This window comes from Kitasatospora sp. NPDC033851, assembly GCF_055576085.1.
This window is the reverse complement of record NZ_JBVIRL010000003.1, coordinates 407,942-425,043: the sequence shown is the minus strand read 5'-3', so window position 1 is coordinate 425,043 and position 17,102 is coordinate 407,942. Positions and strand designations below refer to the sequence as shown.

Below are 17,102 nucleotides of genomic sequence, written 5' to 3'. Positions count from 1 at the left end.
TTCGGGGGCCGGGGGCGGCCCCCCGCGGGGGGGGGGGGGGCCCCCCCCCCCCCGGGCCCCCCCCCCGCCGTTCTGCCGTTCTGCTGTCCCCGCCATTCTGCCGTTCTGCTGTCCCCGCCGTTCTGCCGTTCTGCTGTCCCGGCCGTTCCCGCCGTTCTCGCGGCCCGGCTGGCTGTGTGCGGGGTCTACAGCAGCGCGTACACGGCCGAGGCGTCGTCGTGCGTCTTGCCGCGCGGCCAGCGCTCGCAGGCGGCGTCCGCCCGCTCCACCGCGCGGACCTGGGCGATCAGCTCGCCCGGGCCCGACTCGGCGAGCAACCGCAGGGCGTCGCCCCAACTGCCCAGCCCGAAGCGCTCGGTGAAGCGGGAGGCGCCGTCGGTGAGGGCGGCCAGCGCGTGCAGCCGGTCGAGCCGGACGAAGCCGGTCTCGGCGTGCTCGGCGGCGCGCGGGCTGGCGGCCGCGATCCACGGGCCGTTGCCCCGGTTGCGGGCGGCACGGACGGCCAGCGCGTACTCCAGGTGCAGCGCGGCCCGCTCGGCCGAGCCGGGGACGGTCGACCAGACCTGGCGGCGCAGCCCCTCCCCGCCGGGGAAGCGCTGGTTGTCCCCGATCACCTTCGGCGGGCCGTCCTTGAACTCCAGGACCAGCAGCGAGTCGCCGAGCACCAGGTACTCCAGCGTCTCGCCGTGTCTGCGGGCCGCGACCACCATCGCGGCGGGCGTGTTGGGATGCGCCAGGTCGCAACGGCCGCCGTGCAGCGCGGCCGTCTCCACGATGGCGTCGGCCAGGCACTCGGTGATCGAGCGGTCCGCCCGGTCGGTGAGCCGGGCGAGCAGGTGCACACCCAACCGACGCACGTACCAGGCCGTCCCGTGCCGGCACCCGGACTCCAGGCCGGCCGGCGAACTCGCGCCGTCCAGCAGGACCAGCGCCTCCGGCGAGGCCGCCGCGAAGTCCTCACTCTCGCGGTCGGGCCGCCGTGCTTCCCCTGCGAGCTGTAGCTGCATCCCGACAGTGTGGACGCCGCCCCCGGCCCGCGCCCAGACCCGTGCGCCGGTGCGGCGCGGGCCCGGGCGCGACGTCCGGTGGCAGCCGGGGCGATTCGGCCATACCGTCGGGAAGTGACCGGACAATTCGGCCAATCGGGGCGGGTCAGGTTTGGGATCACCTTCGGGTGCCCGGGCGGCCCGTGACTGACGAGGAGCGGAAGATGTTCTGGCAGTTCATCGTGTTGCTGGCCGCCTCGCTCGGCTTTCCGACCGCCGCACTGCTCTTCCTGATCGGCGGACCGCGCTTCCCCGACGAGCAGCGCGACGAAAGCCCCCCAGCCGCCCGTTCCCGAGCCACCCGTTCCTGAGTCACCCGCTGCCGAGCCACCCGCTGCCGGGCTACCCGTTCCCGAGTTGCCCGTTCCAGGCCGGATCGCGGCCGAGCAGCGCCAGGGCGCGCTCGAACCGGCCCGGCCCGGTTCCCGGTCGCAGGCCCGGGCGGAAGGCCCGGCCGGGCGCCCGGGCCTCCGGGGTGTCCGGAACGGCCTCGGTCACCGCCAGCAGCGCAGCGATCAGCGCCTCGTCGCCGTCCACCGCCGCGACGAGGCCCGCCCCGGTGCCGAGCGTGGCCGCGACGTCCCAGCCGTGCACGAGGGTGTCGAGCAGGTGGAAGCCGACCGCCTGCGCGAGCGGGAACGGGCCGCCGTCGCGGATTTCCGGGAGCCAGAGCGCCCGGTCGGCGGCGGCCGCCTCGCGGAAGGCGGCGCCGAGGTCGAGGCCGGTCCGGCGGAAGGCGCCCGCCGGGTCGGCGCCGAGCGGGGCGTCCGCGAACAGGGCGAGGTCGGGCCCGGCGCCGCGGGCGGCCGCCGCGAACCCCTGGTGCTGGCCGACGCAGTGCTCCAGCAGCTGACGCAGCGTCCAGTCCGCGCACGGGGTGGGCAGGTCCAGGTGCTCGGGCCGTACCGCGTCCACCACGTCGGCGGCCAACTCCATGGACTGTGCGTGTAATTCGACGAGCTTCATACGACGGTGACCTCCAGGTCGGCGGACAGGAATCCGATCACCTGATCAACGACGGCCGGTTCCGCGATAATCCGGCGGTGGCCGAGCCCGCGGGTGACCACCAGGTCGAGCCGCCGTACGAGCGGGCCGACCGCCTCCTGCTGCGCCTGCTGTGCGCCGAGGCCGCCGATCCGGCCGACCCGGCGCTCGCCTAACCCTCCGCCAACACCCGCTCCAGCAGGGCGGATCGGAGCAGGAGGCGCTCGTCCTCACCGGCCGCGCCGACCACCTGGAGGCCCAGCGGCAGCCCGTCCCGGGTCCGTCCGGCCGGCAGGCTCAGCGCCGGCCGCCCGAGGAAGCTCCACGGCAGCGACATCACCGCGTCCCCGGTGCTGTGCAGCCCCTCCGGCGCCCCGCCGGTCGCCGAGGGCGCCAGCCACAGGTCCACCCCGGCCGCCGCTCCCGCCCCGTCCACCCGCTCGCGCAGCCGCTCCCGGAACCGCAGCGCGGCCGCCCGGTCCTCGGGCGCGACGCCCTGGCCGACCCGGATGCTCGCCACCGTCTCCGGCCGGTAGAGGCCGCCGAACCGGGCGAACCAGTCGGCGTGGCTGCGGGCCAGCTCGAACCGGTTGACGGCCTGCAACTGCCGCCTCACCTCGGCGAAGTCCGGGAACAGCTCGACCCGGCGCACCCTCAACCCGGCCCGCGCCAGCCGCTCCAGCTGCTCCTCGAAGGCGCGCAGCGCGGCCGGCTCGGCGTGCTCCAGGTACGTCCCGTCCGGCACCCCGAGCACCGGCTCCGGCCCCGGGCCCCCCGCCACCGGCCGCCAGTCGTCACAGAGCACCGCGGCCGCCAGCTCCGCGCCCGCCAGGTCGGCCGTGAACACCCCCAGGGTGTCGAAGCTCGGCGCGTTCGGGAGCACGCCGTCGATCGGGATCCGCCCGTACGTCGGCCGGAACCCCACCACCCCGCAGTACGCGGCCGGGCGGATCACCGAGCCGACGGTCTGGGTGCCGACCGCGAGCGCCACCAGCCCCGCCGCGACCGCCGCCGCCGAACCGCTGCTGGAGCCGCCCGGGGTGTGCCCCGGGTGGTGCGGGTTGCGGGTCGGGCCCGGGGCGCTCGCGGCGAACTCGGCGGTCACCGTCTTGCCCGCGACCAGCGCCCCCGCCGCGCGCAGCCGGTCCACCACCGCGGCCTGCGGCCCGGCCAGCACCCCGGGCGGCAGCGCCGACCCCCCGTGCGTGGGCAGCCCGTCCACGTGCACGATGTCCTTGACCCCCACCGCCACCCCGTACAGCGGCGGCCGCCCGTCCGGCACCGGGTACCGCGCCGCCAGCTCCCGCGCCTGCGCCCGCAACCGGTCGTGCCGCCCGGGCTCCGGCACGAACGCGTGGATCAGCGGGTCCACCCGCTCGAGCAGCGTGCAGAAGCGGTCGACGTACTCGGGCAGCCCCGGCTCCCCGGCACGCAGCGCGGCGACCTCGCGGGTCAACGACCGCGGCCGGACGGGGGGTTCATCCATACCGGGCACAGTAGACCGGGTCTACGGGTGCTCGGCCGCCAGGTACGGCGCCTCGCGCAGGAAGTACGCCCCGCAGGTGTGGCAGCACAGCTCCGGGGTCCTCCCCCAGTCCACCGCCTCCCGCACCGGCGCCTGCGGATCGAGCTCCCGGCCGCACATGGCCACGCTCTCCTCGCCCCGGACCACGTGCCACAGCCGCACGCCCTCGGCCGCGCCGCCGGCGCCGTACTCGGCTCGCATCTGGTGCATCATGCCCCCCATCGTCCGACCCCCTCCCAGCCCCGGCAACCGGAGCCTCCGCCAGGCCTTTCGCGCCGCCACCGGGGAACCCGCCGAGGTTCTCCGCCGCCTGCCGCAGGACCGTCCGGCCCCTGGGCGAAATCCGGCCACCATGGCCGGATAAGGTGCGCGGGCGCGACCAGCGCCGATGGCCCTGCCGAAGCCCGAAGTCGCCTGATTTCAGCCATATTTCACCGAACTGGAAGCCCTCACCGTGCGCTCTTCCCGCCTTCTGGCCACGTCCACGCTGGTGGCGCTCTCGCTCGGCGCCACGATCGGCGCCGCCACCGCCGGCGCCGTCGGAGTCGCCCCGACCCCGAGCGCCGCCGCGACCGCCCCGGCCACCCCCTCGGGCCCGCCGAGCACCGCCGCGACCACCCCGGCCCCGCCGGCCCCACCGGCCACCGGCAAGCCGACGAACCTCCCGACCCTGCCGGCCCCCACGCCGACCGCCGACAACCGCTGCCACGGCGGCGTCTACCAGAGCTCCCTGCTCAAGGTCACCGGCACCGGCCTGTACGGCACCACCCTGGTCAAGGGCGGCCCGGCCGCCGAGATGACCATGACCTGGGAGAACAAGAGCGGCGTCGACCTGCCGGTCATCCACAACAGCCTCTACGTCACCGACGAGTTCGACGGGGCCGCTCCGGTCCAGTGGAGCACCGAGTTCTTCGACGTCCAGCTGGACACCGGCTCCGGCTGGAAGCCCGCCAAGCTCGACGACCGGGCCCTCCGGGTGGCCGACTTCAAACTGGCCAAGGGCGAGAAGGTCACCTACAAGGTCCGGATAGCCGCGACCGCCAAGGCCCCGGTCGGAAAGTACGGCGCGAACTACGAGGCCGGCTCGGACGCCTTCGACAACGACAAGGTGCCCACCCCGGCCAACAACAAGCCGCAGGCCTGCACGCAGTTCCTCGACGACTACCTGGGCGAGTTCCGCGTCGCCGCGACCGGCGGCGCCACCACGGCCGCCACCACCCCGGCCGTCGCCGTCTCCGCCTCGCCCTCGGCGGGCGGCCCGCACCTGGCCGAGACCGGCGCCGGCTCCGACACCCTGCCGATCGCCCTCGGCGGCGCGGCCGTCCTCGCCGCCGGCGCCGGCACCCTGTTCGTCCTGCGCCGCCGCAAGGCCGGCGCCCACGGCTGATCCCACCCCGACTCACCCCCGAGGGGCGCAGCCACCCAGGTCCGCGCCCCTCGGCGTCTCCCCGGCCGCACCCTCAGGACGCCCGCAGCAGCGCGCCGTCCTGCCACTTGAGGATCTTGTCGAAGCTCACGATCGCCCCCCGCAGGGGGTGGTTGCGGAGTTGTACGTGGTCGGTGAGGGCGTGGATGAGGAAGAGGCCGCGGCCGGATTCGGCGGTGAGGTCGGGGAGGGTGTCGAGGTCGACCGGGCGGAGGGTGGGGGGCGTGGGGCCGCAGGGGAGGACGTGGGTGTCGTACGGGTGGTAGTCGCGGCGGGGGCGGTGGCCGGTGAGGACGCGGGCCGGGACGGTGGCGCGGCCGCGGCGGGAGCGGTGGGGCCCGCGGCCGGTGGCGGCCGGGCGGGTCGGGGCGGCGGCAGCGGGGCGCCGGACCGGCGGGGCGGCGGGGGCGGGCAGGCCGGGGCCGGAGTCGGTGACCTCGATCCGCAGTCGGTCGCCGCTGATCGAGGCGGTGACCTGGAAGCCGTCGTCGGGCCGCCCGGTGGCGCCGTGCTCGACGGCGTTGGCGCAGGCCTCGCTGAGGGCGACGCCGAGGTCGTCGGCGATCTGCGGGTCGACGCCCGCCGTCGCCATGGCACCGAGCAGGATGCGCCGGGCCAGCGGGACGCTGGCCGGGTCGCGCTTGAGGTGCAGAGTCCACCAGATGTCCACGGGAGGTCCCTCCTGGCTGCGGCTCCACATACAACTAGGTATCTCCGGGCGATTCGGCGGTGAACCGTGCACGGGGGCCGCTACCGCCCGTTCGGCGGATGGACTGGGGGACGGGGTCTGTGCGCCGCGGCGCACACGGGGGCCTGCACGCCGCCGCCGAAAGGGGCATTCGTAGGGATTTCCCACCCTGCCCGTGTCGCCGGCGTACGCAATGAGAGGATGGCCCGGCCATGCCTGCCCTCGCTGCCGCCCCGTTCCCGGGCGCCCCCGGACCGGCCCAGCCGGCGGGGTCCGCCGCCTGGGACCTGCGGCTTGCCCGGGCCGTCCCGTTCGCGCTTTTCTGCACGCTGATAGCGGCCGCCGGGCACGCCGTGGCCGGTGGCGGGAACGTTCCGCCGACCGCGCTGGCGGCGGGTTTCGTCGCGGTGCTGGCGCTCGCGGTGGCCTGCGGTGGACGGGAGCGTTCGCTGGCCGGCATCGCCGGGGCGCTGGCCGCGGGGCAGCTCGGACTGCACTTCCTCTTCCACAGCCTCGGTGGCCACGGCTTCACCGCCATGTCCGGTATGTCCGGCATGCACCACGGCGGCTCCGGTCCGCTGACCGTTCCGCAGGTGGCCGGCCGGCTGATCTGCAACGAGGCCCACCCGGGCACGCTGCTCGGCCTGCCCGGCGGCCCGTCCCCGGAGCAGCTGGTCTCCTCGGCGGGCCTGGACCCGCACGCGTTCGCCGCCGCGCCGTGGTGGCAGGGCGGCGTGTTCGGCATGACGCCGTCGATGCTGGCCGGGCACCTGGTCGCCGCGCTGGTGGCGGGCTGGTGGCTGCGGCGGGGCGAGGCGGCGCTGTGGCGGTTGCTGCGGGTGGCCGCGTCGGCGGCGCGGGAGCACTGGGCGGCGCCGCTGCGGTCGGTGTTCGCGCTGGTGGCCGCGGTGCTGCGGGGTCTGTTCGGGGTGGCCGGTCCGGTCCGCCGGTTCGGGGTCCGGGGCGGGGAGCGTCCGCTTCCGGCGGGTGCCGTGCTGCGGCACAGCGTGGTGCGACGTGGACCGCCGTGCGGGGCCTTCGCGTACTGATCCGCGTCTTCCGGCGGCCTGCGGGCCGTGCCGGGTCGCGGTGTGCGCACCGTCCGGGCCGTTTCCCGACCACCGGGTCCGGCCCCGAGGCTCTGCCCCACACGTCCCCACGCGCGGCACCACCGAGGTACCGCCGAGGCGCGGTTCAGTCCGTCGCCCGGTCCCGGCCTGCCGCCCAGCTCCGATCGGAGACCCGCATCATGCGTTCCCTTCCCGCCCGTCGTCTCGCCGCCGTCGCCCTGACCGCCGCCGCCTCCGTGGTGGCGCTGGCCGGTCCGGCCTTCGCGCACGTCACCGTGAACCCGGGTTCGGCCGCCCAGGGTGGCTACACGGCCGTCGACTTCCGGGTGCCGAACGAGAGCGACACCGCGAGCACCGTGAAGCTGGAGGTCAACCTCCCGCTGGACCACCCGCTGGCGTCGGTCCGGACCCTGCCGCTGCCGGGCTGGACCGCCACCCTGGAGAAGTCCAAGCTCGACAAGCCGATCAAGGTGCACGGCAGCGACGTCAACGAGGCCGTCTCCAAGATCACCTGGACCGCCGACGCCGGCACCAAGGTCTCCCCCGGGCAGTTCCAGGAGTTCCGGGTCTCGCTCGGCCCGCTGCCGACCGACGCCGACAGCATGGTCTTCAAGGCCCTGCAGACCTACGACAACGGCGATGTCGTCCGCTGGATCGACGAGTCCAAGGACGGCCAGCCCGAGCCGGCCCACCCGGCCCCGGTCCTGAAGCTCACCAAGGCCGCCGCGGGCGGGGACGACCACGGCGTCACCGCCTCCCCGGCCGCCGACGCCCACGGCGGCAGCTCGGACCACGCCGCCGCCTCCGACGGCGGCAGCAAGAGCAGCGACTCCACCGCCCGCACCCTCGGTGTGGTCGGCATCGTGGTCGGCGTGATCGGCACCGCCGTCGGCGTGCTCGGCCTGCGCCGCAAGAACGGCGGCTCCGCCTCCTGACCCCCGCGCCGACGGGGCCGTACCCAGGCCGTACGGCCGCACTCCCGCCGTACCCGCACCCCGGGTCCGGCCCCGTCGGCGGTCCACCGCGCACGATCGGATCACGCACGCATGCCCCGTACCGCCCGCACCACCCGCCTGGCCGGCGCGGCCGCCCTCGCGCTGGCCGCCGCCCTGACGCTGTCCGCCTGCGGCTCCTCCGGCGGTGACTCCACCGCCGCGAAGGTCACCCAGCAGAAGGAGGACACCCCGTACCAGGGCACCAAGCTGGCGAAGAACTTCGAGAAGCCGGACCTCCAGCTGACCGACACCTCCGGCCGGCCGTACGACCTGCGGCAGCAGACCAACGGCAAGGCCACCCTGCTGTTCTTCGGCTACACCAGTTGCCCGGACGTCTGCCCGACCACCATGGGCGACATCGGCGTCGCGATGAAGGCGCTCTCCCCGGAGGACCGGCAGAAGGTCAACGTCGTCTTCGTCTCCACCGACCCGCAGCGCGACACCCCCAAGGTGCTGCGCACCTGGCTGGACTCGATGGGCAGCGACTTCATAGGCCTCACCGGCGACCTGGCCAAGGTGAAGACCGCCGCCAAGTCGCTCGGCATCATGATCGAGGACCCGGTGGTCAACGCGGACGGCACGGTCACCTCCACCCACGGCGCGCAGGTGCTGGCCTTCCTCCCCTCGGACGACAAGGCGCACGTGCTCTACATGAGCGGCACCGAGGAGAAGACCTACGAGCACGACCTGCCGCTGCTCGCCAAGGGGGTCGCGGCGTGACGACGGGCACCCGCCGCTTCCGCCGGACCGCCCTGCTGGGCGCCGTCGTCGCGACCGCCCTCGGCGGCGGCGCCATCCTGGCCGCCTGCGGGACGGACGGCCAGGACGGGGCCGGCGGCGGGCCGGCCAGGCTCAGCGTCGCCGACTCCTACATCCCGCTGCCGCCGGCCGGCGGCATGGCGGCCGGCTACCTGACCGTCCGCAACGACGGCGGGCAGGACCAGCTGGTCAAGGTGACCAGCCCGGGCGCCGAGTCGGTCACCATGCACCGCTCGACCCCGTCGAGCATGGAACAGGTCGACACCCTGGACGTGCCCGCCCACGGCGCGCTGCAGTTCGCCCGCGGCGGCACCCACCTCATGATCATGGGCTGGCAGAAGGCCCCCACCCTGGGCGACGAGGTCGAACTCGACCTCACCTTCGCCAAGTCCGGCACCATCTCGGTCAAGGTGCCGGTCAAGGAGCTCACCTACCGCCCCGGCCAGAGTTAAGGGGACCGCCACCATGCAGTCGGCCGGCCTGGAGAAGGCCTCGCACCGCCGGACCGCCGGGGTGCTCGGAGTGCTCGGCGCGTTGCTCGCGCTGATGCTCGCGGGCGCCGGACCGGCCTCCGCGCACGCCACCCTGGATTCCACCGACCCCCGGCAGAACTCGGTGGTCGCCACCGCCCCGCCGGAGGTCACCCTGACCTTCAGCGAGTCCGTGTCGCTCTCCTCCGACTCCGTCCGGGTGCTCGACCCTGCCGGCAAGGCCGTGGACACCGGCAACCCCGCGCACGCCGACGGCAGGGGCAACACCGCCCGGGTCGGGCTGAAGGGCGGGCTCGCCAACGGCACGTACACGGTGGCCTGGCGGGCGGTCTCGGAGGACTCGCACCCGGTCGGCGGGGCGTTCACCTTCTCCATCGGCGCCCCCTCGGACACCTCGGTGTCGGCCACCGCGCTGCAGGGCGCCAAGGCCGACGACGTGGTCGCCGCCCTCTACGGCACCGGGCGCACGGTCGCGTACGCCGCGTTCGCGCTCCTGGCCGGCGTCGCCGCCTTCGTGCTGATCTGCTGGCCGGCCGGCACCGCCCGGCGCCCGGTGCAGCGGCTGCTGATGACCGGCTGGACGACACTGCTGGTCTCCACCGTCGCGGTGCTGATGCTGCGCGGCCCGTACGAGCGCGGCTCGGGCGTCGGGCAGGCCTTCGACCTGTCGCTGGTGCGCGCCACGCTCGACGAGCGGATCGGCACCGCGCTGGCCGCCCGGCTGCTGCTGCTCGCGGCGGGCGGGGTGTTCCTGTCGCTGCTGGTCGGCCAGCTGGGGCAGCCGCCACGGCCGCTCCCCGCGAAGCCCGCCAAGGACAGCGGCGGCGACGAGGGCGAGGACGCCGAGGCCGCCGAACTGCGCGAGCTGGAGCAGCGGGCCGCCGAACGGCCGCAGCGGGAGACCCGGCTCGGCCTCGGCGTGGCCGGGCTGCTGCTGGCGGTCGCCCTCTCGGCGACCTGGGTCGGCGCCGACCACGCCTCGGTGGGCATCCAGGTCTGGCTGGCGCTGCCGCTCGGCATCCTGCACCTGATCGCGATGGCGCTCTGGCTGGGCGGGCTGGCCGCGCTGCTGGTCGCGCTGCGCGAGGGCGTGGGCGCGGAGGTGGTCGACCGCTTCTCCAGGATCGCCTTCGGCTCGGTGGCCGTCCTCGCCGCGACCGGGATCTACCAGTCCTGGCGGGGACTCGGCAGCTGGGGCGCGCTGACCGGCACCGCGTACGGGCGGCTGCTGCTGGTGAAGAGCGGCTGCGTGGTCGTGATGATCGGCGTCGCCTGGATGTCCCGTTCCTGGCTGGCCCGGCTGCGGTCGGCCCCGGCCGAGGCGGCCGAGGTCGAACAGGCCGAGGTGCCGGAGCCGGTCGGCGCCATGGCGCACGGCGAGGACCCGGTCCGCCGGGCCCAGCTGGCCCGCCAGCAGGCCGCCCGCCAGAACGCCGGACGCGAACGCGGACTGACCCCGACCCGGGCCGGACTGCGCCGCTCGGTGCTGGTCGAGGCCCTGGTCGCGGTCGCGGTGCTGGTGGTCACCACCATGCTCACCAACTCGCCGCCCGGACGGGTCGCGAGCGAGGTCACGGCCGGAACCGCCGCGCCGGCCGCCGGCGGGGCCGTGGCCGCGCCGCAGACCGAGCCGGGCCGCACCGTCGAGCTCAAGCTCCCGTACGACACCAAGGGCCGGACGCCGAACGCCAAGGGCACCGCGACCGTCACCCTCAACCCGGCCCGGACCGGCCCGAACGAGGTGAAGCTCGCGCTGGACGGCGCGGACGGGCAGCCGGTGGACGTCCCCGAGGTGCAGCTCGCCTTCACCCTGCCGGACCGCGACCTCGGCCCACTGCCGGTCGCGCTCACCCCGGAAGGCACCGGCCGCTGGAGCGGTACCGCGCAGCTGCCGCTGGCGGGCACCTGGGTGGTGTCGGTGCAGATCCGCTCCTCCGACATCGACCAGACCACGCCGACCCAGCAGTTCAAGATCGGCTGACGGCGATGGACGACGTGACGACGACGGAGCAGGCCTCGGCAGGGCAGGACCCGGCGGAGCAGGCCTCGGCAGGGCAGGACCCGGCGAGCCGTACGGGTTTCACCCGGCGGGCGCTGCTCGGCACCGCCGGCGCCGGGCTGCTGGTCGGCGCGGGCACGGGCGTCGCCGGGGCGGTCGCCCTGGAGGGCACCGACCACCCCGCGGGTGCGGCACCCGCGGGCGGCGCGCTCGGCGCGGCCCGGGTGCCGTTCCGCGGCGAGCACCAGGCCGGGATCCTCGAACCGCAGCAGGCCCGGGTCCAGCTAGCCGCGTTCGACCTGGCCGAGGGGGCGGGCCGGGACGGGCTGCGCGCCCTGCTGCAGCGCTGGACGAAGGCGGCCGAGCGGCTGACCGCCGGGGAGCCGGCCGAGGAGTTCGACAACCAGATCGCCCTGGACGCCGGGCCCTGCTCGCTCACCCTCACCGTCGGCTTCGGCGCGGCGCTCTTCGACAAGGCCGGGCTCGCCGACCGCCGACCGCCCGGGCTCGAACCGCTGCCCGCCTTCCCCGGCGACGCGCTCGACCCGGCCCGCGGCGACGGCGACCTGTTCGTCCAGATCGGCGCCGACGACGCGCTGGTGGCGGTGCACGCGCTGCGGGTGCTGCAGCGGCTGGCGGCCGGTACGGCGGCGCTGCGCTGGCAGTCGGCCGGCTTCGCCCGGACCCCCGGGGCCGCCGCGCGGCCGGTGACCGGCCGCAACCTGATGGGCCTGGTCGACGGCACCAACAACCCGAAGCCGGGCGAGGACGGCTTCGCCGCCAAGGTGTTCTGCACCGCCGACGGCGACCGGCCGGGCTGGTCGGCCGGCGGCTCGTACCTGGTGTTCCGGCGGATCCGGATGCTGCTGGACCACTGGGAGGCGCTCCCGGTGGACCGGCAGGAGCGGGTGATCGGCCGGCGCAAGGCGGACGGCGCCCCGCTCGGCTCGCCCGCCGGAGCCGGCGAGCACACCCCGGTCGACCTGTCCGCGCAGGGCCCGGACGGCGCCCTGTCGATCCCCGCCGACGCGCACATCCGGGTCGCCGCCCCGGCGGCCAACGGCGGGGCGGCCATGCTGCGGCGCGGCTTCTCGTACCACGACGGGCTGCTGCCGGACGGCTCGCCGGACGCCGGGCTGCTCTTCCTCGCCTTCCAGGCCGACCCGCGCCAGGGCTTCACCCCGGTGCAGCGCAAGCTCTCCCGGGGCGACGGCCTCTCCCGCTTCCTGCGGCACGAGGCGAGCGGCCTGTACGCGGTGCCGCCGGCCGCGCCGGACGGGGGCTACCTCGGTCAGCAGCTGCTGGAAGAGGGGTAGCCGCAGGCCGCTGCCCGGGGCACCCGGCCCAGGCGCCCGAGGCCCTTAGCACAGGCGGTCCCGGCCATTGGAACGCTTTCCTGCCGGGACCGCGGAATCGTTAGGGTGACTGTTTCGGCACCACCCTGCAGCACCGAGTCCCACGGAGGCGTCATGTCGGCCACCCGCTACACCTACCTCGGCCCGGCCGGCACCTTCACCGAGGCGGCGCTGCACACCCTGCCCGAGGCGGGGACGCGGGAGCTGGTGCCGCTGTCCTCGGTAGCGCTGGCGCTGGACGCGGTGCGCGTCGGGGAGGCCGCGGGGGCGTTCGTGCCGATCGAGAACTCGGTGGAGGGCGCGGTCACCGCGACCAACGACGAACTGGCTTCCGGCGCACCGCTGATGATCTACCGCGAGGTGCTGCTGCCGATCTCCTTCGCGCTGCTGGTGCGGCCGGGCACCGAGCTGTCCGGGGTCAAGACGGTGACCAGCCACCCGGTGGCCCAGCCGCAGGTGCGCCGCTGGCTGGCGGCCAACCTGCCGGAGGCGACCTGGGAGTCGGCCGCCTCCAACGCGGACGGCGCCCGGCTGGTCTCCGAGGGCCGCTACGACGGGGCGTTCGCGGGCGAGTTCGCGGCGCCGATCTACGGGCTGGACCCGCTGGTCAAGGACATCGCGGACGCCAAGAGCGCGGCCACCCGGTTCGTCCTGGTGGGCCGCCCGGGCCGGGTCTCCTCGCCGACCGGCGCGGACAAGACCTCGATGGTGGTCTGGCTGCCGGACGACCACCCGGGCGCGCTGCTGGAGCTGCTGCAGGAGTTCGCGGTGCGCGGGGTCAACCTGATGCGGATCGAGTCCCGGCCGACCGGCGAGGGCCTGGGCAACTACTGCTTCCTGATCGACTGCGAGGGCCACCTGTCCGAGCGCCGGGTGGGCGAGGCGATCATGGGGCTCAAGCGGATCTGCCCGCAGGTGCGGTACCTCGGCTCCTATCCGCGCGCCGACCGGCAGGTCTCCACCCACCGGCGGCCGGGGACCTCGGACGAGGATTTCACCTCGGCAGCGGACTGGCTCTCCCGTGCGCTCGACGGGCGCGGGGACATCTGAGACATCTGAGCGACACCTGTTGTCTTTCTGACCTTTTCCGACTGTTTTGGATCGGGCCGATCAGGCGGGGCGGGCGACCGTCCCCGTCATCCACAGGGCGGTCCGGCACCGGGGGCCACTGTCCACAGGCCTCTCCGCTGTCCACAGCCGGAAGTTATCCACAGGCCTGGGGATGAGTCGACAAACCGGTATAGCCATTGCCCAGAACTGGTCGGATCATCGGTTTGCGCCACAGAGATGACTAATCGGACCAGAGTCACCTGGTTGCCAGCAAATCACCCGTCTGAGTGCTTCAATTCCCTCACTCGAGAAGGTCGAATGAGGTTTGAAACATCAATTCCCTGGTTCGACCGCGCGGAGGGTGATCTTCCTCTTCGATCCACAGCCTCGGCCCCAGCCCTGTGGATAACCCGCCTACGGCGAGTTCCCCACAGAAGTTATCCACAGGATCGGGCCGGTTATCCCCAGGGAAAAACCGGTACCGGTGGAGGAACGCCCGCCCGGTACGCTTGGGCCTGTGATTGACCTTCGCCTGCTCCGTGAGGACCCTGACCGAGTGCGCGCCTCGCAGCGCGTCCGTGGCGAGGACGTCGACCTGGTCGACGCCCTCCTCTCCGCCGACGAACGGCGCCGGTCCTCGGGCAGCCGCTTCGACGAACTGCGCAGCGAGCAGCGAGTGCTCGGCAAGCAGGTCGCCCAGGCCAAGGGCGACGAGAAGACCGCCCTGCTGCAGCGCACCAAGGACCTGGCCGCCGCGGTCAAGGCCGCGGACGCCGAGCAGAGTGCCGCCAAGGAGGAGGCCGACCGCCTGCTCCGCTCGCTGGCGAACCTCATCGACCCGGCCGCTCCGGTCGGCGGCGAGGAGGACTTCGTCACCCTCGAGGAGATCGGCACCCCGCGCGACTTCGCCGCCGAGGGCTTCGAGCCGCGCGACCACGTCGAACTCGGCCAGATCCTGGGCGCGATCGACACCGAGCGCGGCGCCAAGGTCGCCGGCGCCCGCTCCTACTACCTGACCGGCGTCGGCGCGCTGCTGGAGCTCGCCCTGGTCAACATGGCGATCGCCCAGGCCACCGCGGCCGGCTTCACCCCGATGATCACCCCGACCCTGGTCCGCCCGGCCGCCATGGACGGCACCGGCTTCCTCGGCCAGGCCGCCGAGAACGTGTACCACCTCGCCGAGGACGACCGGTACCTGGTCGGCACCAGCGAGGTCCCGCTCGCGGCGTACCACATGGACGAGATCCTCGACGCCGAGAAGCTGCCGCTGCGCTACGCCGGCTACTCGTCCTGCTTCCGCCGCGAGGCCGGCACCTACGGCAAGGACACCCGCGGCATCATCCGCGTCCACCAGTTCGAGAAGGTGGAGATGTTCGTCTACACCACGCCGGAGGACGCGGAGAACGAGCACCGCCGCCTGCTCCAGTGGGAGAAGGACTTCCTCAACGCGCTGGAGCTGCCGTACCGGGTCATCGACGTCGCCTCCGGCGACCTCGGAGCCTCGGCCGCGCGCAAGTTCGACATCGAGGCCTGGATCCCCACCCAGGGCAAGTACCGCGAGGTCACCTCGACCTCCAACACCACCGAGTACCAGGCCCGCCGCCTGTCGATCCGGATGCGCGAAGAGGGCAAGACCCGCCCGCTCGCCACCCTGAACGGCACCCTGGTCGCGATCCCGCGCACCATCGTGGCGATCCTCGAGAACCACCAGCAGGCCGACGGATCCGTCGTCGTGCCCGAGGCGCTGCGGCCGTTCCTCGGCGGGCGGACCGTCCTCGAGCCGGTCAAGTAACCACTCGCATCACCCGCACCACCGCGCAGCATCCGCTCCACCCGCAACTCCCGGGAGACGACCGGCCCATGAGCACCACCAGCCCCAGCCCCGTCTCCCTGGCAGGCACCCGGGACGGTGGCGGCCTGCCCTACCGGCTGGTCGCCACCGACCTCGACGGCACCCTGCTGACCAGCGAGGAAACCGTCTCCGAGCGCACCCGCGCCGCCCTGGCCACGGCCACCGGCGCGGGCGCGCTGCACATCGTCGTCACCGGCCGCTCGGCCGTCTGGGCCCGTCCGGTCTTCGACGAGATCGGCTACACCGGGATAGCCGTCTGCGGCCAGGGCGCCCAGGTCTACGACGCCGGCGCGCACAAGCTGCTCACCTCGCTCACCCTGGACCGCCGGCTCGCCGCGCTCGCCATCGAGAAGATCGAGGCCGAGACCGGCCCGCTCGCCGTCGCCGCCAACCAGGACGGCCTCGACGGCCAGGTGCTGGCCGGCCCCGGCTACGAACTGCTGATCGGCTCCGACCTGCCCGTCGTCCGGGTCGACCGCGACGGACTGCTCGCCTCCCCGGTCAGCAAGCTCTACATCCAGCACCACGCGCTCACCGACGACGCCCTCGCCGAAGCCGCCCGCCGCGCCGCCGGCGACCTGGTCGGCGTCGTGATGGCCGGCCCCGGCGTGGTCGAACTGCTCCCGCTGGGCCTGTCCAAGGCCACCGGCCTGGCCGTCGCCGCCCGCCGCCTGGGCCTGCGCGCCGCCGACACCATCGCCTTCGGCGACATGCCCAACGACGTCCCGATGTTCGGCTGGGCCGCCTACGGCGTGGCCATGGCCAACGCCCACGAAGAGCTCCTCGCCGTCGCCGACGCCGTCACCACCAGCAACGACGAGGACGGCGTCGCGGCCGTCCTGGAGCGCCTCTACCCGGCCCGCTGACCCCGCCCGCCGAGCCGGGCGCCCGCCGAGCCGGCCCGCTGACCCCGCCCGCTGACCGGGCGCCGGAGAGGGTGCGGCGTGTCGCCGGTCGGGCGTTCACGCACTGTTCCCCACTAGTTGTAGGATGACCGGGCAAGCAGTTGTAGGATGACCCACGACTGGTGAAGGCGCGTGTTGCGGTGGCGAAGGGAGGTCCGGAATGAGCGGCGACGGCAGTGGCCTGCAGGCAGCCGGACGGCGATCCCTGGTGGACACCGCGATCGACCAGCTGCGCGAGCAACTGGCCGGCGGGGTCTGGCCGGTGGGGTCGCGGATTCCCACCGAGCACGAGCTGGCCGAACGGCTGCAGGTCGGGCGGAACACCGTGCGGGAGGCGATCCGGGTGCTGGTGCACGCCGGGATGCTGGTCTCCCGGCAGGGCGAGGGGACGTTCGTCCGCTCGACCAGCGACCCGGCGGCCGTCCTGCGCGGCGTCCAGCGTTCGGGCATCCGGGACGTCCTGGAGGTCCGCGCGGCGCTGGAGGCCGAGGGCGCCCGGCTGGCCGCGCTGCGGCACACCCCCGAGGACATCCGGCGGATGCGGGCCGCGCTGGCCCGTGAGGCCGAGGTGTTCGCGGCGCACCCCGAGCGGGCGAGCCGCGAGGCCACCGTCGAGCACGACCTGGAGTTCCACACCGCCGTCGTCGAGGCCGCGCACAACCCCGCGCTGGCCGAGGTGTACCGCTACTTCGGCGCCTCCGTACGCGAGGCGATGACCTCCGCCTTCGGCGACCACGACATGCCCGAGGCGGTCGTGGCGACCCACGAGGCGCTGGTCGACGCGATCGAGAGCGGTGACCCGGACCGGGCCGAGGCGGCGTGTCGTGCGCTGCTCGCCGGCCCGACCGCGGCCGTCGAGCAGCTGCTCGCGGCCATCGCGGCCCGGAAGTAGGACGGCGCGAGCCTCCTCCCCCTTCCCGCCCGCATCCACGCACATCCGAGAGAGAACAGCACACC

17 protein-coding genes are annotated in these 17,102 nt (G+C 74.6%); 12 read left to right on the top strand and 5 right to left on the bottom strand.

Annotated elements, in window-relative coordinates:
• Positions 1–185: 185 nt before the first annotated feature.
• Positions 186–1,007, bottom strand: coding sequence for a protein phosphatase 2C domain-containing protein (locus ACZ51D_RS08710; RefSeq protein ID WP_465615624.1), 822 nt, complete (start codon positions 1,005–1,007; stop codon positions 186–188).
• Positions 1,008–1,210: 203 nt separating this feature from the next.
• Between ACZ51D_RS08710 and ACZ51D_RS08705 the strand changes: the two genes are divergently transcribed.
• Entirely contained in the window at positions 1,211–1,357 is a 147-nt protein-coding gene (locus tag ACZ51D_RS08705) for a hypothetical protein (RefSeq protein ID WP_465615622.1), read from the top strand.
• Positions 1,358–1,388: 31 nt separating this feature from the next.
• Here the strand turns inward: ACZ51D_RS08705 and ACZ51D_RS08700 are convergent, their stop codons facing one another.
• The 3 genes from ACZ51D_RS08700 to ACZ51D_RS08690 all read right to left on the bottom strand — a co-directional run bounded on the left by ACZ51D_RS08700 (position 1,389) and on the right by ACZ51D_RS08690 (position 3,768).
• The gene (locus ACZ51D_RS08700; protein ID WP_465661675.1) at positions 1,389–2,012 is read right to left on the bottom strand and encodes a TIGR03086 family metal-binding protein; all 624 of its coding nucleotides are present in this window, start codon (positions 2,010–2,012) and stop codon (positions 1,389–1,391) included.
• Positions 2,013–2,202: 190 nt separating this feature from the next.
• Positions 2,203–3,516 carry an amidase gene (locus ACZ51D_RS08695; protein ID WP_465661673.1) on the bottom strand — a complete coding sequence of 438 codons (1,314 nt, stop codon included), beginning with the start codon at positions 3,514–3,516 and terminating at the stop codon, positions 2,203–2,205.
• A 21-nt stretch (positions 3,517–3,537) separates the two neighbouring features.
• Positions 3,538–3,768: a hypothetical protein gene (locus tag ACZ51D_RS08690; RefSeq protein ID WP_360497947.1), complete on the bottom strand. Its 231-nt coding sequence runs from the start codon at positions 3,766–3,768 to the stop codon at positions 3,538–3,540.
• 241 nt (positions 3,769–4,009) lie between these two features.
• Here ACZ51D_RS08690 and ACZ51D_RS08685 point away from each other — a divergent pair, with 241 nt between their 5' ends.
• On the top strand, positions 4,010–4,942 hold the full coding sequence (locus ACZ51D_RS08685; protein ID WP_465661671.1) for an LAETG motif-containing sortase-dependent surface protein: 933 nt from the start codon (positions 4,010–4,012) through the stop codon (positions 4,940–4,942).
• Positions 4,943–5,015: 73 nt separating this feature from the next.
• On the opposite strand, the gene ACZ51D_RS08680 is transcribed toward ACZ51D_RS08685, so the two are convergent.
• Entirely contained in the window at positions 5,016–5,651 is a 636-nt protein-coding gene (locus ACZ51D_RS08680) for an ATP-binding protein (protein WP_465615614.1), read from the bottom strand.
• Between the two features lie 230 nt (positions 5,652–5,881).
• Here ACZ51D_RS08680 and ACZ51D_RS08675 point away from each other — a divergent pair, with 230 nt between their 5' ends.
• The 10 genes from ACZ51D_RS08675 (at position 5,882) to ACZ51D_RS08630 (ending at position 17,037) form a co-directional block, all read left to right on the top strand.
• Entirely contained in the window at positions 5,882–6,718 is an 837-nt protein-coding gene (locus ACZ51D_RS08675) for a hypothetical protein (protein WP_465661669.1), read from the top strand.
• A gap of 200 nt (positions 6,719–6,918) precedes the next feature.
• Positions 6,919–7,674, top strand: a complete 756-nt coding sequence (locus tag ACZ51D_RS08670; RefSeq protein WP_465615610.1) for a YcnI family copper-binding membrane protein — start codon at positions 6,919–6,921, stop codon at positions 7,672–7,674.
• 111 nt (positions 7,675–7,785) lie between these two features.
• Entirely contained in the window at positions 7,786–8,454 is a 669-nt protein-coding gene (locus tag ACZ51D_RS08665) for an SCO family protein (RefSeq protein ID WP_465661668.1), read from the top strand.
• The gene (locus ACZ51D_RS08660) at positions 8,451–8,945 is read left to right on the top strand and encodes a copper chaperone PCu(A)C (RefSeq protein WP_360497958.1); all 495 of its coding nucleotides are present in this window, start codon (positions 8,451–8,453) and stop codon (positions 8,943–8,945) included. Before ACZ51D_RS08665 ends, ACZ51D_RS08660 begins: the two co-directional genes overlap by 4 nt.
• A gap of 13 nt (positions 8,946–8,958) precedes the next feature.
• Positions 8,959–10,965, top strand: coding sequence for a copper resistance CopC/CopD family protein (locus ACZ51D_RS08655; RefSeq protein ID WP_465661666.1), 2,007 nt, complete (start codon positions 8,959–8,961; stop codon positions 10,963–10,965).
• A 5-nt stretch (positions 10,966–10,970) separates the two neighbouring features.
• Positions 10,971–12,299 carry an iron uptake transporter deferrochelatase/peroxidase subunit gene (gene efeB, locus ACZ51D_RS08650; protein ID WP_465661664.1) on the top strand — a complete coding sequence of 443 codons (1,329 nt, stop codon included), beginning with the start codon at positions 10,971–10,973 and terminating at the stop codon, positions 12,297–12,299.
• A 153-nt stretch (positions 12,300–12,452) separates the two neighbouring features.
• Positions 12,453–13,388, top strand: a complete 936-nt coding sequence (pheA, locus tag ACZ51D_RS08645) for a prephenate dehydratase (protein WP_360497964.1) — start codon at positions 12,453–12,455, stop codon at positions 13,386–13,388.
• A 517-nt stretch (positions 13,389–13,905) separates the two neighbouring features.
• Positions 13,906–15,180, top strand: coding sequence for a serine--tRNA ligase (gene serS / locus ACZ51D_RS08640; protein WP_360497966.1), 1,275 nt, complete (start codon positions 13,906–13,908; stop codon positions 15,178–15,180).
• 68 nt (positions 15,181–15,248) lie between these two features.
• Complete coding sequence (locus ACZ51D_RS08635; protein WP_465661661.1) at positions 15,249–16,106, top strand: HAD family hydrolase; 858 nt, start codon at positions 15,249–15,251, stop codon at positions 16,104–16,106.
• 199 nt (positions 16,107–16,305) lie between these two features.
• On the top strand, positions 16,306–17,037 hold the full coding sequence (locus ACZ51D_RS08630; protein WP_360497970.1) for a FadR/GntR family transcriptional regulator: 732 nt from the start codon (positions 16,306–16,308) through the stop codon (positions 17,035–17,037).
• The last annotated feature ends 65 nt before the right edge of the window (positions 17,038–17,102 follow it).

What these genes read in the sequence shown, in the direction of transcription:
- ACZ51D_RS08675 (WP_465661669.1), top strand. Translation starts at nt 5,882, where the DNA reads ATGCCTGCCCTCGCTGCCGCCCCGTTCCCGGGCGCCCCCGGACCGGCC.
- ACZ51D_RS08700 (WP_465661675.1), bottom strand. Translation starts at nt 2,012, where the DNA reads ATGAAGCTCGTCGAATTACACGCACAGTCCATGGAGTTGGCCGCCGAC.
- ACZ51D_RS08705 (WP_465615622.1), top strand. Translation starts at nt 1,211, where the DNA reads ATGTTCTGGCAGTTCATCGTGTTGCTGGCCGCCTCGCTCGGCTTTCCG.
- ACZ51D_RS08670 (WP_465615610.1), top strand. Translation starts at nt 6,919, where the DNA reads ATGCGTTCCCTTCCCGCCCGTCGTCTCGCCGCCGTCGCCCTGACCGCC.
- pheA (WP_360497964.1), top strand. Translation starts at nt 12,453, where the DNA reads ATGTCGGCCACCCGCTACACCTACCTCGGCCCGGCCGGCACCTTCACC.
- ACZ51D_RS08695 (WP_465661673.1), bottom strand. Translation starts at nt 3,516, where the DNA reads ATGGATGAACCCCCCGTCCGGCCGCGGTCGTTGACCCGCGAGGTCGCC.
- ACZ51D_RS08655 (WP_465661666.1), top strand. Translation starts at nt 8,959, where the DNA reads ATGCAGTCGGCCGGCCTGGAGAAGGCCTCGCACCGCCGGACCGCCGGG.
- ACZ51D_RS08630 (WP_360497970.1), top strand. Translation starts at nt 16,306, where the DNA reads ATGAGCGGCGACGGCAGTGGCCTGCAGGCAGCCGGACGGCGATCCCTG.
- ACZ51D_RS08690 (WP_360497947.1), bottom strand. Translation starts at nt 3,768, where the DNA reads ATGATGCACCAGATGCGAGCCGAGTACGGCGCCGGCGGCGCGGCCGAG.
- ACZ51D_RS08710 (WP_465615624.1), bottom strand. Translation starts at nt 1,007, where the DNA reads ATGCAGCTACAGCTCGCAGGGGAAGCACGGCGGCCCGACCGCGAGAGT.
- ACZ51D_RS08635 (WP_465661661.1), top strand. Translation starts at nt 15,249, where the DNA reads ATGAGCACCACCAGCCCCAGCCCCGTCTCCCTGGCAGGCACCCGGGAC.
- ACZ51D_RS08665 (WP_465661668.1), top strand. Translation starts at nt 7,786, where the DNA reads ATGCCCCGTACCGCCCGCACCACCCGCCTGGCCGGCGCGGCCGCCCTC.
- efeB (WP_465661664.1), top strand. Translation starts at nt 10,971, where the DNA reads ATGGACGACGTGACGACGACGGAGCAGGCCTCGGCAGGGCAGGACCCG.